This is a genomic window from Nocardioides jiangsuensis, assembly GCF_019679455.1.
GTDB lineage: Bacteria > Actinomycetota > Actinomycetes > Propionibacteriales > Nocardioidaceae > Nocardioides_C > Nocardioides_C jiangsuensis.
Genome location: NZ_JAIEZQ010000002.1, coordinates 899,675 through 913,760 on the forward strand (window position 1 = coordinate 899,675; position 14,086 = coordinate 913,760).

General features: G+C 73.3%; 11 protein-coding genes and 1 pseudogene. 9 read left to right on the forward strand and 3 right to left on the reverse strand.

What is annotated here, in order from left to right; all coding sequences use genetic code 11:
- Positions 1–262 precede the first annotated feature (262 nt).
- Positions 263–1,852 carry a phosphoglycerate dehydrogenase gene (gene serA / locus K1X13_RS12855; protein WP_221025428.1) on the forward strand — a complete coding sequence of 530 codons (1,590 nt, stop codon included), beginning with the start codon at positions 263–265 and terminating at the stop codon, positions 1,850–1,852.
- Positions 1,853–1,946: 94 nt separating this feature from the next.
- On the opposite strand, the gene yczR is transcribed toward serA, so the two are convergent.
- Positions 1,947–3,380 carry a MocR-like transcription factor YczR gene (yczR, locus tag K1X13_RS12860; protein ID WP_221025429.1) on the reverse strand — a complete coding sequence of 478 codons (1,434 nt, stop codon included), beginning with the start codon at positions 3,378–3,380 and terminating at the stop codon, positions 1,947–1,949.
- A 62-nt stretch (positions 3,381–3,442) separates the two neighbouring features.
- Between yczR and yczE the strand changes: the two genes are divergently transcribed.
- On the forward strand, positions 3,443–4,132 hold the full coding sequence (gene yczE / locus K1X13_RS12865) for a membrane protein YczE (RefSeq protein WP_221025430.1): 690 nt from the start codon (positions 3,443–3,445) through the stop codon (positions 4,130–4,132).
- A 77-nt stretch (positions 4,133–4,209) separates the two neighbouring features.
- Here yczE and K1X13_RS12870 read toward each other — a convergent pair whose 3' ends face one another.
- Positions 4,210–4,776, reverse strand: a complete 567-nt coding sequence (locus K1X13_RS12870; RefSeq protein ID WP_221025431.1) for an O-methyltransferase — start codon at positions 4,774–4,776, stop codon at positions 4,210–4,212.
- A gap of 438 nt (positions 4,777–5,214) precedes the next feature.
- Between K1X13_RS12870 and K1X13_RS19415 the strand changes: the two genes are divergently transcribed.
- From K1X13_RS19415 to cimA, 5 genes are all read left to right on the forward strand, one after another.
- A complete protein-coding gene (locus tag K1X13_RS19415) occupies positions 5,215–5,340 on the forward strand; it encodes a hypothetical protein (RefSeq protein WP_264082302.1) in 126 nt (41 codons plus the stop codon).
- Between the two features lie 11 nt (positions 5,341–5,351).
- A complete protein-coding gene (locus tag K1X13_RS12875; RefSeq protein WP_221025432.1) occupies positions 5,352–6,404 on the forward strand; it encodes a 3-isopropylmalate dehydrogenase in 1,053 nt (350 codons plus the stop codon).
- 51 nt (positions 6,405–6,455) lie between these two features.
- Complete coding sequence (locus K1X13_RS12880; protein ID WP_221025433.1) at positions 6,456–7,574, forward strand: branched-chain amino acid aminotransferase; 1,119 nt, start codon at positions 6,456–6,458, stop codon at positions 7,572–7,574.
- A gap of 94 nt (positions 7,575–7,668) precedes the next feature.
- The gene (locus K1X13_RS12885) at positions 7,669–9,567 is read left to right on the forward strand and encodes a serine/threonine-protein kinase (RefSeq protein ID WP_221025434.1); all 1,899 of its coding nucleotides are present in this window, start codon (positions 7,669–7,671) and stop codon (positions 9,565–9,567) included.
- Between the two features lie 223 nt (positions 9,568–9,790).
- Positions 9,791–11,377 (forward strand): citramalate synthase, encoded by a 1,587-nt coding sequence (gene cimA / locus K1X13_RS12890; RefSeq protein ID WP_221025435.1) that lies wholly within the window; start codon positions 9,791–9,793, stop codon positions 11,375–11,377.
- 152 nt (positions 11,378–11,529) lie between these two features.
- On the opposite strand, the pseudogene K1X13_RS19170 reads toward cimA, so the two are convergent.
- Positions 11,530–12,039 (reverse strand): annotated as a pseudogene (locus K1X13_RS19170) (Type 1 glutamine amidotransferase-like domain-containing protein); the annotation flags it as partial.
- 158 nt (positions 12,040–12,197) lie between these two features.
- On the opposite strand from K1X13_RS19170, the gene K1X13_RS12895 reads away from it, so the two are divergent.
- Entirely contained in the window at positions 12,198–12,626 is a 429-nt protein-coding gene (locus K1X13_RS12895) for a hypothetical protein (protein ID WP_221025436.1), read from the forward strand.
- A 23-nt stretch (positions 12,627–12,649) separates the two neighbouring features.
- On the forward strand, positions 12,650–14,083 hold the full coding sequence (locus K1X13_RS12900; protein ID WP_221025437.1) for an amidase: 1,434 nt from the start codon (positions 12,650–12,652) through the stop codon (positions 14,081–14,083).
- Positions 14,084–14,086 lie beyond the last annotated feature (3 nt).

Below are 14,086 nucleotides of genomic sequence, written 5' to 3' on the forward strand. Positions count from 1 at the left end.
ACGACACCGCGTCGTGGGGGGCGTCCTGCCACGTCGTCCGGCGTCTGGGCGACCCGTCGAGGGAGCCTCCGGGCTTCCACCGTCCTCTGCTCGCGGACCTCGTCGCCGAGGCCGCGCGGGAGTCCCGACGGGGCGTGTCGGGGATGTGAGACGGCTGGGGTCGATCGGGTAGAGTCGGCCCTCGGGCACAGCGTCGTGCACGGCCGCTCTCGCGAGACGAGAGCCAAGCCAGGACAAGCCGACCAACCGCAGAGGACAACTCGTGAGCAAGCCCGTCGTACTCATCGCCGAAGAGCTCAGCCCCGCCACCGTCGAGGCGCTGGGACCCGACTTCGAGATCCGCACCTGCAACGGCGCCGACCGCGCCGAGCTGCTGCCCGCCATCGCCGACGTCGACGCGATCCTCGTCCGCAGCGCGACCAAGGTGGACGCCGAGGCGCTCGCCGCCGCGAGTCGCCTGAAGGTGATCGCCCGCGCCGGCGTCGGGCTCGACAACGTCGACGTCAAGGCCGCCACCCAGAGCGGCGTGATGGTCGTCAACGCGCCGACCTCGAACATCGTCTCCGCCGCCGAGCTCGCCGTCGCGCTGATGCTGGCCGCCGCGCGCCACGTCGCGCCGGCCAACGCCGCGCTGAAGAACGGCGAGTGGAAGCGCAGCAAGTACACCGGCATCGAGCTCTACGAGAAGACCGTCGGGATCGTCGGCCTCGGCCGGATCGGCGTGCTCGTCGCGCAGCGGCTCAGCGCCTTCGGGATGAAGGTCGTCGCCTACGACCCGTACGTGCAGGCCGGCCGGGCCGCCCAGATGGGCGTGCGGCTGGTCTCCCTCGACGAGCTCCTCGAGCAGGCCGACTTCATGTCGGTGCACCTGCCGAAGACCCCCGAGACCCTCGGCCTCATCGGCGAGGAGCAGCTCGCGAAGGTCAAGCCGAACCTGGTCCTGGTCAACGCCGCCCGCGGTGGCATCGTCGACGAGCAGGCCCTCTACAACGCCGTCAAGGAGGGACGCGTCGCCGCCGCCGGCCTCGACGTGTTCGCCTCCGAGCCGTGCACCGACAGCCCGCTGTTCGAGTTCGAGAACGTCGTGGCCACCCCGCACCTCGGTGCCTCCACCGACGAGGCGCAGGAGAAGGCCGGTGTCGCGGTCGCGAAGTCCGTGCGCCTCGCCCTCGGGGGCGAGCTCGTCCCCGACGCGGTCAACGTCCAGGGCGGCGTGATCGCCGAGGACGTGCGTCCCGGCCTCCCGCTCACCGAGAAGCTCGGCCGGATCTTCACCGCGCTCGCCGGCGAGATCGCCCAGCAGCTCGACGTGGAGGTCCGCGGCGAGATCACCCAGTACGACGTCAAGGTGCTCGAGCTCGCGGCGCTCAAGGGCGTCTTCGGCGACGTGGTGGAGGAGCAGGTCTCCTACGTCAACGCGCCGCTGCTCGCGGCCGAGCGGGGTGTCGCCGTACGCCTGGTCACCGATGCGGAGAGCCCCGACCACCGCAACCTGATCACGCTGCGCGGCACGCTGTCTGACGGCACGCAGGTCTCGGTCTCCGGCACCCTGGTCGGCATCGCTCAGCGTGAGCGCCTCGTCGAGGTCAACGGCTACGAGCTCGACATCGAGCCCACCGAGCACCTCGCGTTCTTCCGCTACAGCGACCGGCCCGGCATGGTCGGCACGGTCGGCCAGATCCTCGGCCAGGCCGACGTGAACATCGCCGGCATGCAGGTCGCCCGCGACACCAAGGGCGGCCACGCGCTCGTCGCGCTGTCCGTGGACTCGGCCATCGCGCCCGACGTCCTCGAGGAGATCAAGACCGCCATGGACGCCGAGTCCGTGCGCGCGGTCGACCTCACCGAGTAGCCCCAGGCGGACTGACCACGTACCCCGCCGGACCGCGCAGCGTCGCGGACCCGGCGGGGTTCGTGCGTCCCGGGGAGTCCTGCGGCGGGAGTGGTCAGGCGACGAGCGGGTCCCGGCGGCCGGGGGTCGTCCGGTGGCGCTGCGCGTCCTGCCACGCCACCGCGAGCCGGGCCACCGCCTCGGTCAGGTCCTCGGGGGAGCGGGTGTAGGGCAGCCGGAGGTAGCGCTCCAGCCCGCCCTCCGGGGCGAAGCTGGCCCCCGACGCCAGCAGCACGTGCTGCCGCTCGGCGGCCGCGGTGAGCGCGGAGGAGAGCGGCGCCGGCAGCTCGCACCACAGCGCCAGCCCGCCGTGCGGCGGCGTGAACCGCCAGTCGGGGAGCCGGTCGGCCAGCGCCGCGACCAGAGCTGCCCGGGAGGTGCGCACCTGCTCGCGCCGCGCCGCGGTCACCTCCTGGTGCCGCTCCAGGAGCGCGGTCAGCGCGAGCTGCTCGAGCAGCGGGGCGCCGAGGTCCAGGCTGAGCCGGGCCGAGACCAGGGCACCGACCCGGTCGGCGGGGGCCCGCAGCCAGCCGATCCGCAGCCCGCCCCAGTACGCCTTGCTCGCGCTGCCGACGCTCACCGCGTCCGAGGCGTGCGCACCGAACGGTGCCGGCATGGTCACGTCGTCGACGGCCATCTCGGCCAGCGTCTCGTCGACCACCGCCACCGATCGGCCACGGTCCAGGGCGTGCGCGACGCGGGCCCGCTGCTCGTCGTCCATCAGGGCCCCGGTCGGGTTGTGGAAGTCCGGGATCAGGTACGCCAGCCGCGGCGAGACCTGGCGCACCGCGGCCCGGATGCCGTCGACGTCCCAGCCGGTCGGCTCGACCCCCACCCCGGCGATGCGGGCGCCGGAGCGGCGCAGGGTGGCGATCGCGTTCGGGTAGGTCGGGCTCTCCACGAGCACCCGGTCCCCCACCCCGACGAGCGCCCGGGTGGCGACCGCGATCGCGGAGAGGGCGCCCGAGGTCACCACGATCTGCTCCGGGGAGGTCGGCAGGCCGCGCTCGTCGTACCGCCGGGCGACCGCCTCCCGGAGGGCGGGCAGCCCGGAGGGGTAGTACCCGGTGCCGGTCAGGAACGACGGGAGCTGCTCGACGGCGCGCTCGTAGGCGGCGGCCACGCCCGGAGGAGCGGGGGAGGCGGCGCAGGTGAGGTCGATGCTCTCCTCGGGGAAGTCGCCGGGGCTGAGCAGGTGGTCCTGCCGGCCGCCGCGTGCCGTGGGGAGCTGGGCGAGGCTGCCGGAGCCCTGGCGGGAGACGAGGTAGCCGCGCTCGCGGAGGCGACCGTAGGCGCGGGTCACCGTGGTGCGGCTGACGCCGAGGCGGGTGGTGAGCTCGCGCTCGCTGGGCAGGCGGGTGCCGACCGTGATCCGGCCGTCGGAGATCAGCATCCGCAGGCCGTCGGCGAGACCGACGTACGCCGGGCTGCGGTCGAGCGCGGGGCCGAGCAGGGTGGCCACCCGCGCCGCGGAGATCGAGCGTTCCATGCAGACCACTCTCGCAGAATTGGCTATTCATGAACAGGCCAATCTCGCGAAGAATCGAGCGCATGACCACGACCACGATCACCAGCATCCCGCGTACGGCGCCGCAGCTCGCCGTGCTGTCCCCGCTCGCCCAGCTCCGGGCCGGCCGGCTGACCCGCCGTCTGACCCAGCTCGCGGTCGGGCTCGTGCTCTACGGCGTCTCGATGGCGATGATGGTGCGCGGCGGCCTCGGCCTCGACCCGTGGGACGTCTTCCACTACGGGGTGGCGTCGGGGATCCCGCTGAGCTTCGGCGGCGTGGTGATCGTGACCGGCGTCGCCGTGCTCCTGCTCTGGATCCCGCTGCGGCAGATGCCCGGCCTCGGCACCGTCGCCAACGCGGTCCTGATCGGGCTGGCCACCGACGCCGCCCTGGCCGTGCTCGTCTCCCCGGAGGCGTTCGCGGGACGGCTGGGCCTGCTGCTCGGGGGAGTGGCGCTGAACGGGCTGGCCACCGCGCTCTACATCGGGTCGCAGTTCGGACCCGGCCCGCGGGACGGGCTGATGACCGGGCTGGTGCGCCGGACCGGCCTGTCCGTGCGGCTGGTGCGGACGTCGATCGAGGTGAGCGTGGTCGCCGTCGGGTGGCTGCTCGGCGGCGTGGTCGGTGCCGGGACCGTGCTCTACGCGCTCGCGATCGGCCCGCTGGTGCAGCTGCTGCTGCCGCGGTTCATCGTCGACCTCGAGCCGGCCGACCGCTCGGACGTGCAGTAACGGCGCCGTACGGCCCGGGCCACGCCCGGCGGGCCCGGCTCGGCCCGGCGAGTGCGCGTCGGAGTGGCGCCCGGTGGTCAGCGCTTGGTGGCGATGAGCACGGAGGCGTCGGAGGCCACCATCACCTCGACGGTGGTGAACCGCTCGTCGGTCAGCCACTGCTCCCGGAGCACGTCGACGCGACCCTCGTAGATCGGCGGCCAGGACGAGCACGGCGTGAAGTCGTCGAGCACCACGATGCCGCCGGGCTCGACGAGGTCGACGATCGCGTCGGCGCCGCTGGTCTTCGGCTCCCGCGCGTCGAGGAAGAGCAGGGAGAACGGCCCCCGGTCGAGCAGCGTCGACCAGTCGGCGGAGACCACCTCGACCTGGTCGTCGTCGGCGAAGATCCCGGAGGCGGCCTTGGCCAGCTTGGGGTCGAGCTCGGCGGTGAGGATGGTGGCGTCGCCGCGTACGCCGCTGCGCAGCCAGGCCGTGCCGACGCCGCAGCCGGTGCCGAACTCCGCGAGCGTCCCGGTGCGGGTCGCGGCGAGGGCGGCGAGCAGGCGGCCGGTCTCGTTGCGGCAGAAGGAGACGTAGCCGCTCTTGCGCGAGACGTCGAACGCCCGGGACACGACGGGGGGAAGCTCGGGAGGGGCGCTCATGCGAGCAGTCTCTCAAACCAGTCGGTAACGTCCAGTGATTGGATTCCTGTCCCAGGATGTGGGACGGGTGGGACAACGTCCGGACAGCGCCGACGGTCTCCCGTTACTCTTGCTTGCATCATGCGGAGCTTCTTCGTACTTATCAGCCGCCGTGGCGGGGCCTCTTAAGTAAGGCCACCTCGCCGCGGAGTTCGGCATGTCTGGCCCTACGAAGAACCTCCGCAGCGAGTAGTACGAAGTACTGCATCACCTGCACTCTCGTCAGAGAGCCCCTCGCGTCGCGCGACCCGCGCTCGAGGATCGCGTCTCATCGGCTCGCAGCGGAGCATCCACCTCAGGATCACCGGCACGGGAACCCCGTGCGATCTGCTGCAGCACCCCCGACAAAGACACCCGCGTCGCCCGTCGCGACGCACCGATCCTCGATGGAGCAAAGCCATGTACGACATGTACCCCGAGTGGGGCCCGGCCCGGCACGACCTCTACAGCACGGAGAACGAGGCCGCCCTGCAGGCGTCTCTCGACCTGCGGGACAACGGGGGGCAGCGCCCCGACGACAACTAGAGTCGCCTCCCATGACGCAGTCCCTGAAGCTCGCCGTGATCCCCGGCGACGGCATCGGTCCCGAGGTCACCGCCGAGGCGCTCAAGGTCCTCGAGCAGGCGGCCCCGGCCGACGTGAAGTTCGAGCCCACCCGCTACGACCTCGGCGCCGAGCGCTACCTCGCCACCGGCGAGGTGCTGCCCGACTCGGTGCTCGCCGAGATCCGCCGGCACGACGCCATCCTGCTGGGCGCGGTCGGCGGCAGGCCGGGTGACCCGAACCTGCCGCCGGGAATCCTCGAGCGCGGGCTCCTGCTGCGTCTCCGTTTCGAGCTCGACCACTACGTGAACCTGCGTCCCTCGCGGATCTTCCCCGGTGCGACGTCGCCGCTCGCCGACCCCGGCGACGTCGACTTCGTGGTCGTCCGCGAGGGGACGGAGGGTCCGTACGTCGGCAACGGCGGCGCGCTGCGCGTCGGCACCCCCGCCGAGATCGCCACCGAGGTCAGCGTGAACACCGCCTTCGGGGTGGAGCGCGTGGTCCGCGACGCGTTCGCCCGGGCCGCCAAGCGTCCCCGCAAGAAGCTGACCCTGGTGCACAAGACCAACGTGCTCGTCCACGCCGGCGCGGTCTGGTCGCGGCTCGTCACCGAGGTCGGCCGGGAGTTCCCCGACGTCACCGTCGACTACCTGCACGTGGACGCCGCCACCATCTTCCTGACCACCGACCCGGGCCGGTTCGACGTGATCGTCACCGACAACCTGTTCGGCGACATCCTCACCGACCTCGCCGCCGCGATCACCGGGGGCATCGGCCTCGCCGCGAGCGGGAACGTCAACCCCGACCGCACGGCGCCGAGCATGTTCGAGCCCGTGCACGGCTCGGCCCCCGACATCGCCGGGCAGCAGAAGGCCGACCCGACGGCGGCGATCCTGTCCGTCGCGCTGCTGCTGGAGCACCTCGGACTCGACGACGCGGCCCGGACGGTCGAGGACGCTGTGGTCGCGGACCTCGCCGCGCGCGGCAGCGCCCCGCGGCGTACGTCGGAGATCGGCGACGCCATCGCGGCGCGAGTAGCCGGCTGAGCCTGCCCTCAGCCCTCACTCGCCCGCGAAAGGTTCGGTACCGTGCACCCCATGGAAAGCGCGCCCCAGCAGAGCCCCCAGCAGAGCCCCCTGCAGATCACCGTCGAGCCGACGTCCCACCCCGTGAGTCCCGACCGGCTCGCCGAGATCCTCGCCAGCCCCGGCTTCGGCGTGCACTTCACCGACCACATGTACGTGGCCGAGTGGACCCCCGACAAGGGCTGGCACGACGCCCGGGTCACGGAGTACGGCCCGATCTCGATGGACCCGGCGACCGCGGTGCTGCACTACGCGCAGGAGATCTTCGAGGGGATGAAGGCCTATCGCCACGACGACGGGTCGGTGTGGACCTTCCGCCCGGAGCAGAACGCACAGCGGATGATCCGCTCCGCGCGGCGGCTGGCGCTGCCCGAGCTGCCGGTGCACGACTTCGTGGCCGCGGTCGACGCGCTGGTCCGTGAGGACGAGCAGTGGGTCCCCGACGCGGCGGGGGAGAAGAGCCTCTACCTGCGGCCGTTCATGTTCGCCTCCGAGAAGTTCCTCGGGGTGCGCCCGGCCAAGCACGTCACCTTCATGGTGATCGCCTCGCCCGCCGGCGCGTACTTCGCCAAGGGCCTGAAGCCGGTGTCGATCTGGCTCAGCGAGCACTACTCGCGCGCCGGTGTCGGGGGCACGGGGGCGGCCAAGACCGGCGGCAACTACGCCAGCTCGCTCCTCGCGCAGCAGGAGGCGCTCGAGCACGGCTGCGACCAGGTCGCCTTCCTCGACACCGTGGACCGGAAGTGGGTCGAGGAGCTCGGCGGGATGAACCTCTACTTCGTCCACGACGACGGGACCGTCGTCACCCCCGAGCTCTCCGGCACGATCCTCGAGGGCATCACCCGCTCCTCGATCCTCGAGCTCTGCCGCCGGCTCGGCGCGAAGGTCGAGGAGCGCCGGATCTCCATCGACGAGTGGCGCGACGGCGTCGCCTCCGGCCGGATCACCGAGGTGTTCGCCTGCGGCACCGCCGCCGTGGTCACCCCGGTGGGCACCCTGCGCTGGAACGGTGGGGAGGTCGGCCGCGGCGAGGAGACCGGGCCGATGACCCAGCAGATCCGGCAGGCCCTCGTCGACATCCAGTACGGCCGCGCGGAGGACACCTTCGGCTGGATGCACCGGGTCGTCTGAGCGCCACGAACCGGGTCGGAGCGGTCCGGACCGGGTGCGTGCGACGCGCCACGGCAGGCCCGGGACGCCCGGGGTGCTCGGTTACGGTAGTGCGGTGAGTACGACGAGCCAGCAGCCTGCCGCGCCCCAGCCGGGGCTCATGGTCGGCGACTACCGGCTGCTGACCAAGATCGGCGAGGGCGGCATGGGGGTCGTGCACCTCGCGCAGGCCCCCGACGGCGACCGGGTCGCCCTCAAGGTCCTGCGCCCGCACATCGTCGGCGACGACGAGGCCCGCGAGCGGCTCGCCCGCGAGGTCGCCTCCCTCCGGCGCGTGCGCAGCCCGCGCGTCGCCGAGATCGTCGACGCGGACCCGTGGGGCGAGACGCCGTTCGTGGCCACCCGCTACGTGCCCGGCCTCTCCCTGCACGAGCACATCCGGCAGGAGGGCCCGGTCGAGGGCGGCGATCTCCGCTGGTTCGCCGCCGGCCTCGCGGAGGCGGTGATCGCGGTCCACTCCGTCGGCGTGCTGCACCGGGACATCAAGCCGTCCAACATCCTGCTCGAGGGCCGCTCGCCGGTCCTGATCGACTTCGGCCTGGCCCGCCTCGCCGAGGACCCCCGGCTCACCGCGACCGGCTGGCTGCTCGGCACCCCGGGCTACCTCGCCCCCGAGATCCTCTACGGCGACGACGCGACCGCCGCCTCCGACGCGCACTCGTGGGCCGCCACCGTGGTGTTCGCCGCGACCGGGCGGCCGCCGTTCGGCCGCGGCCCCGCGATGGCGATCATGGACCGGGTCCGGCGCGGGGAGCACGACCTCACCGGCGTGCCCGCGGACCTGCTCCCGCACGTCGAGCGGTGCCTGGCCCCCGAGGCCGCCGACCGCCCCGAGCTGGCCGCCGTGCTCTCCTCGCTGCGCGGGCGACCGCCGGCCCCGGCCGCCGCGGGACCCGTCGGCGGGCCTGTCGACGAGCCGACCATGCCGTTCGCCCTCGCCTCGCCTCCGGACGAGGACGGCACCGAGGTGCTCGGCGACGACGCCCCGACCGTGGGCGTGCGCCCGACCTCGGGCATCGACCCCACGACGCCGCTCACCGCGACCTCGGGCATCGACCCCACGACGCCGCTCACCGCGACCTCGGGCATCGACCCCACGACGCCGCTCACCGCGACCTCGGGCATCGACCCCACGACGCCGCTCACCACGGCCGCGGGAGCGGACCCGACCACGCCGTACACCACGGCCGCCCCGGCGCCGGCCACCGCGCACCCCGGGCCGTCGGTGCTCCAGCCGGCGCGGGCGCCGTACATGACCCCGGCCCCGCCGCAGACCCAGGTCCAGCCCCGGCCGCCGATGCAGCACCCGGCCCAGCAGGTCCCGGTGAAGGCGCCGCCGGAGCCGTGGCGCCCACCGCCGGGTGGCCTGGCCCGGTTCCAGCGGGGCACCCTGCTGCTCGGCCTGTTCGCGCTGGTCGCGGTGCTGTTCGCGGCGGCGCCGTACGTGTCCGTCGTCCTGCTCGGCGTGGGCGCGCTCGCGGTGCGCACGCTGTCCTGGGTGTCGGAGTCGACCCGCGACCGGCGGTGGCGACGCGGCGGCACCACGTGGTACGACGGGCCGCTCGCCGTCCTGACCGCGCCGTGGTACCTCGTCGTGGCGACCGGCGGCACCCTGATGCTGCTGCTCTGGTCGTCGGCGCTCGCGTTCATGGTCGGGGTGGGCTTCATGCTCTTCCGGCTGCCGATGCGTTCCGGCCTGCTGACCATGGGCGCCGTGCTCGCGTTCTCGCTGTGGTGGGGCCCGGGCTCCAAGCGGCTGCGCGTGCCGGTGCGGAAGCTGGTCGTGCGCACCACCGCCCGGCCGTGGCTTGGCTGGCTCGGCATCCTCGCGGTCGGCGCCCTGGTGGCGCTCACCGGCTACACGCTGGTGACCACCGGGACGGCGTGGGACCCGCAGCCGGGCCCGCCCTGGCGTGCGGGCACCCTGCTCGGCGACCTGCGCAGCTTCCTCTGACCCCTCCTCGGCGGCGGTCCGGACCAGCCGGTCCGGACGCGCCCGGATCCCGAGACGCGGTTCCGAGGTGTGGACGTCTCTGGCAGACTCGGGGTCGTGCAGCGATGCGTCACCATTATCAGCTAGCGCGCCAGGACACCCGGCGCGCTGACCTCTCGTCCCCACGGGAGGTCTTTTTGTTTCCTGACGGCGGCGCCGACCACCACGACCCGAGGATGAAGCAGTGACGACCAGCGACTTCCACGTCTACGACACGACGCTGCGCGACGGTGCCCAGCAGGAGGGCCTGAACCTCTCGGTCGCCGACAAGCTGAACATCGCCCGCCAGCTCGACGGGCTCGGGGTCGGCTACATCGAGGGCGGGTGGCCGGGCGCCAACCCCAAGGACACCGAGTTCTTCCGCCGCGCCCGCAGCGAGCTCACCCTCGGCACCGCCGAGCTCGCCGCGTTCGGCGCCACCCGCCGCGCCGGGGTCAAGGCCGCCGACGACCCGCTGGTCGCCGCCCTGCGCGACAGCGGCGCCGGCGTGGTCACGCTGGTCGCGAAGTCGCACGACCGGCACGTCGAGCTCGCGCTGCGCACGACGCTCGAGGAGAACCTCGCGATGGTGCGCGACACCGTCACCCACCTCCGCGCGGAGGGGCAGCGGGTCTTCCTCGACGCCGAGCACTTCTTCGACGGCTACCGCGACAACCGCGACTACGCGCTCGAGGTGCTCCGCACGGCGTACGGCGCCGGCGCCGAGGTGATCGCGCTGTGCGACACCAACGGCGGCATGCTCCCGCCCTGGGTCGCCGAGGTGGTGCACGACGTCCTGGAGAGCACCGGGGTCCGGGTCGGCATCCACTGCCACAACGACACCGGCTGCGCGGTCGCGAACACCCTCGCCGCCGTGGAGGCCGGCGCCACCCACGTCCAGGGCACGCTCAACGGCTACGGCGAGCGCACCGGCAACGCCGACCTGGTCTCGGTCGTGGCCAACCTCGAGCTCAAGCTGGACCGGGCGGTTCTGCCCGCGGGCCGGCTGCGCGAGGCCACCCGGATCGCGCACGCGGTCGCGGAGGTCACGAACTTCCCGCCGGCCTCGCGCCAGCCGTACGTCGGGGTCAGCGCGTTCGCGCACAAGGCGGGCCTGCACGCCAGTGCGATCAAGGTCGACCCGAACCTCTACCAGCACATGGACCCGGTGCTCGTCGGCAACGACATGCGCCTGCTCGTCTCCGACATGGCCGGCCGCGCCAGCATCGAGCTCAAGGGCCGCGAGCTCGGCTTCGACCTCGGCGTGGACAAGGACCTCGTCACCCGGATCACCAACCGGGTCAAGGACCTCGAGTCCCGCGGCTACACGTTCGAGGCCGCGGACGCCTCCTTCGAGCTGATGCTGGTCGAGGAGGTCGAGGGGCGCCGTCCGTCGTACTTCGACATCGAGTCGTGGCGGGTGATCACCGACTCCAGGCCGGGGGAGGAGGCGGTCTCGGAGGCCACCATCAAGCTGCACGCCGGCGGCGCCCGGATCATCACCACCGGGGAGGGGAACGGGCCGGTCAACGCGATGGACCATGCGCTGCGCGAGGCGATCGGGCAGGCGTTCCCCGAGGTCGCGAAGTTCGAGCTCATCGACTACAAGGTGCGCATCCTCGACCAGGGACACGGCACCGACGCGGTCACCCGCGTTCTCATCGAGACCACCGACGGCGAGCGGTCCTGGGTCACCGTCGGCGTCGGGCACAACGTGATCGAGGCGTCGTGGGGCGCGCTCGTCGACGCGGTGACCTTCGGCCTGCGCCGGCACGAGGAGAAGCTGCCGTAGGCGGGGTCAGCCGACCAGCGTGACCGTGCCGTCGCGGACCACGAGCGCCTGGCCGTCGCGCAGCGCGCGGTGCGGCGTCCCGTCCGCCGCGTAGCGCGAGCGGCGACCTCGCCGAGCAGCTCGCTCTCCGGGTGACCCGGCGAGTCGACGTGAGGCACGAACGCGACGTCGAGCAGCCCCAGTCCGTCGTACGTCGCCGGCACGCCCGCCGTCCGCTGCACCACGTCCGGGTCGTCGCAGTGCTCCAGGCCGCGCAGGCTCGGCGCGAGCACGCACGGACCGGCGCTGTAGCCCGCGTAGACGAGCCGGGCCGCGCGCACGAGCTCGGTGAGCACGGCGTCCGCGCCGCTCGCGGCCAGCGCGTGCCGGAGCATGAACACGTTCCCGCCGCGCACCCACGCGCCGTCGCACGCAGCGAGGTCCGTGCGCAGCCGCTCGGTGTCCGGACCGGGGCCGGTGTACGCCCGGAGGTCGAGCTCGTGGGGCTCGAGCCCGAGCGCGGTGAGCGCCTCGATCTCACGCATGACGCCGGCCGCGCGCTCGTCGGCAGGCTGGTGGTCCATCGCGTTGGCGACAACGGCCACCCGGGCCCGTTCCGGCAGCATCGCCACGAGGTGCTCGGGCCGGTCGCCCATGCGGAACGACGACAGGTACATCCTCATCGTGCGGCTCCTCCGACTCCTCGTGACCGGTCCGGGCCTAGGGTCTCACCCACCGCGCGACCTGGCCCGAATGTCGGCTCTGGTCAGCGGTGCCTTCTTGCCCTACGCTGCCGCAGCGGGAGAGTTCCCGCATTCCGCACATTCCAGGGGGAAGCCGCATGACCACCACACCACGCCGTACGCCCGGACGCCTGCGAGCGGCCGTTCTCGCCACCACGCTGCTCGGCGGCGTGCTCCTCGCACCGGCCACCGTCGCCGAGGCCCAGGAGGGCTCGAAGATCACCGGTCGCTGGGTCGGGAAGGTCTCGCAGTCCGGCTTCGACCCGTACCGGGCCAAGCTCCGGATCGTGCGGAACGACGACGGCAGGCTGCGCGGTCGCATCGTGTACGCGAACTGCTCCGGGGTGTGGAAGTACCGCGACACCGATGCCGGATGGACGAAGTTCACCGAGGTCATCACCCACGATCCTGGAAAGACCAGCTGCGTCCCGCGGCTGAACGTGAAGGTGAAGCGGGTCGACGCGAGGCTGCGGATCGTGTGGACCCACGACGGCGAGAAGGCGACCGCGCTCGCCCGCCGTCCCTGACCCAGGGCCGGTAGCGTCACCGCATGGCCGCCCTCCATGACCTGACCGCGCTCGAGCAGGGCGCAGCGATCCGGAACCACGAGGTCTCCCCGGTCGAGCTGGTCGAGCACTACCTCGCGCGGATCGACCGGATCGGTGACGACGTCGGCGCGTTCGTCACGGTCACCGGGGAGCTCGCCCTGCACCAGGCCCGGCTGGCCGAGTCGCGGCTGAGCGGCCCGGACGCCGCCGGGCCGGAGTCGCTGCCCGTGCTGTTCGGCGTGCCCACGGCGGTCAAGGACCTGAACCAGACCGCCGGGGTACGCACCACGTTCGGCTCCGCGACCAGCGCCGAGTTCGTCCCCGACGTCTCCGACGAGGTCGTGCTCCGGCTCGAGGCCGCCGGCATGGTCAGCCTCGGCAAGACCAACGCGCCGGAGTTCGGCTCGCCCTGCTACACCGAGCCCGACGTGGCGCCGCCGGCCCGTACTCCGTTCGACCTCGAGCGGATGGCCGGCGGGTCGAGCGGCGGCGCGGCGGCCGCGGTCGCCGCCGGTCTCGTGCCGGCCGCCCAGGGCTCGGACGGCGGCGGGTCCATCCGGATCCCCGCGAGCTGCTGCGGGCTGTTCGGCCTCAAGCCGAGCCGCGGGCGGATCAGTGCCGGGCCCGTGTACGGCGACCCGGTCGGCCTCGGCACGTCGGGTCCGCTGGCGCGGACGGTGCGCGACGCGGCCGCGATGCTCGACGTGATGGCCGGCCCGGCCGTCGGCGACCCGTACTGGGCGCCGCCGCTGCCCGACGGGGAGACGTTCCTCGGCTGGTGCGACCGGGAGCCGGGGCCGCTCCGGGTCGCCCGGTTCAGCACCCCGGTGATCGCCGCCGCCGACCTCGACCCCGAGTGCCTGCGCGCCTACGACGACGCGACCCGGCTGCTCCTCGGCCTCGGCCACGACGTCGAGGAGATCGACGTGCCGATCGCGCCGGAGGCGGTGACCACCTTCGAGACCTGCTGGTCGGTGCTCACCGCGCTGGCGCCGGTGCCGGCCGGGACCGAGCACCTGCTGCGCCCGCTGACCCGGTGGCTGCAGGAACGCGGGCGGGCCGTGTCCGGCCCGGAGTTCGGCCTGGCCGTGGGGGAGATGCGCCGGGTCGCCGCGCAGGCGTTGGCCCGGCTGGCGCCGTACGACGCGGTGCTCACGCCGACGCTCGCGCAGCCGCCGCTCAAGGTCGGCGAGATCCGCGACGACGCCGACCCGCTGCGCGACTTCGAGAACCAGAAGCGGTTCACGCCCTACACCTCGGCGTGGAACCTCACCGGCATGCCGGCCGCGTCGCTCCCGCTGCACATGACACCGGACGGCCTGCCGGTCGGCGTGATGCTCGCCGGCCGTCCCGCCCAGGAGCACCGGCTGCTGTCGCTGTGTGCGCAGGTCGAGGCCGCGGCGCCGTGGCACGACCGGCGCCCCGCCTGCTGGTAGCCG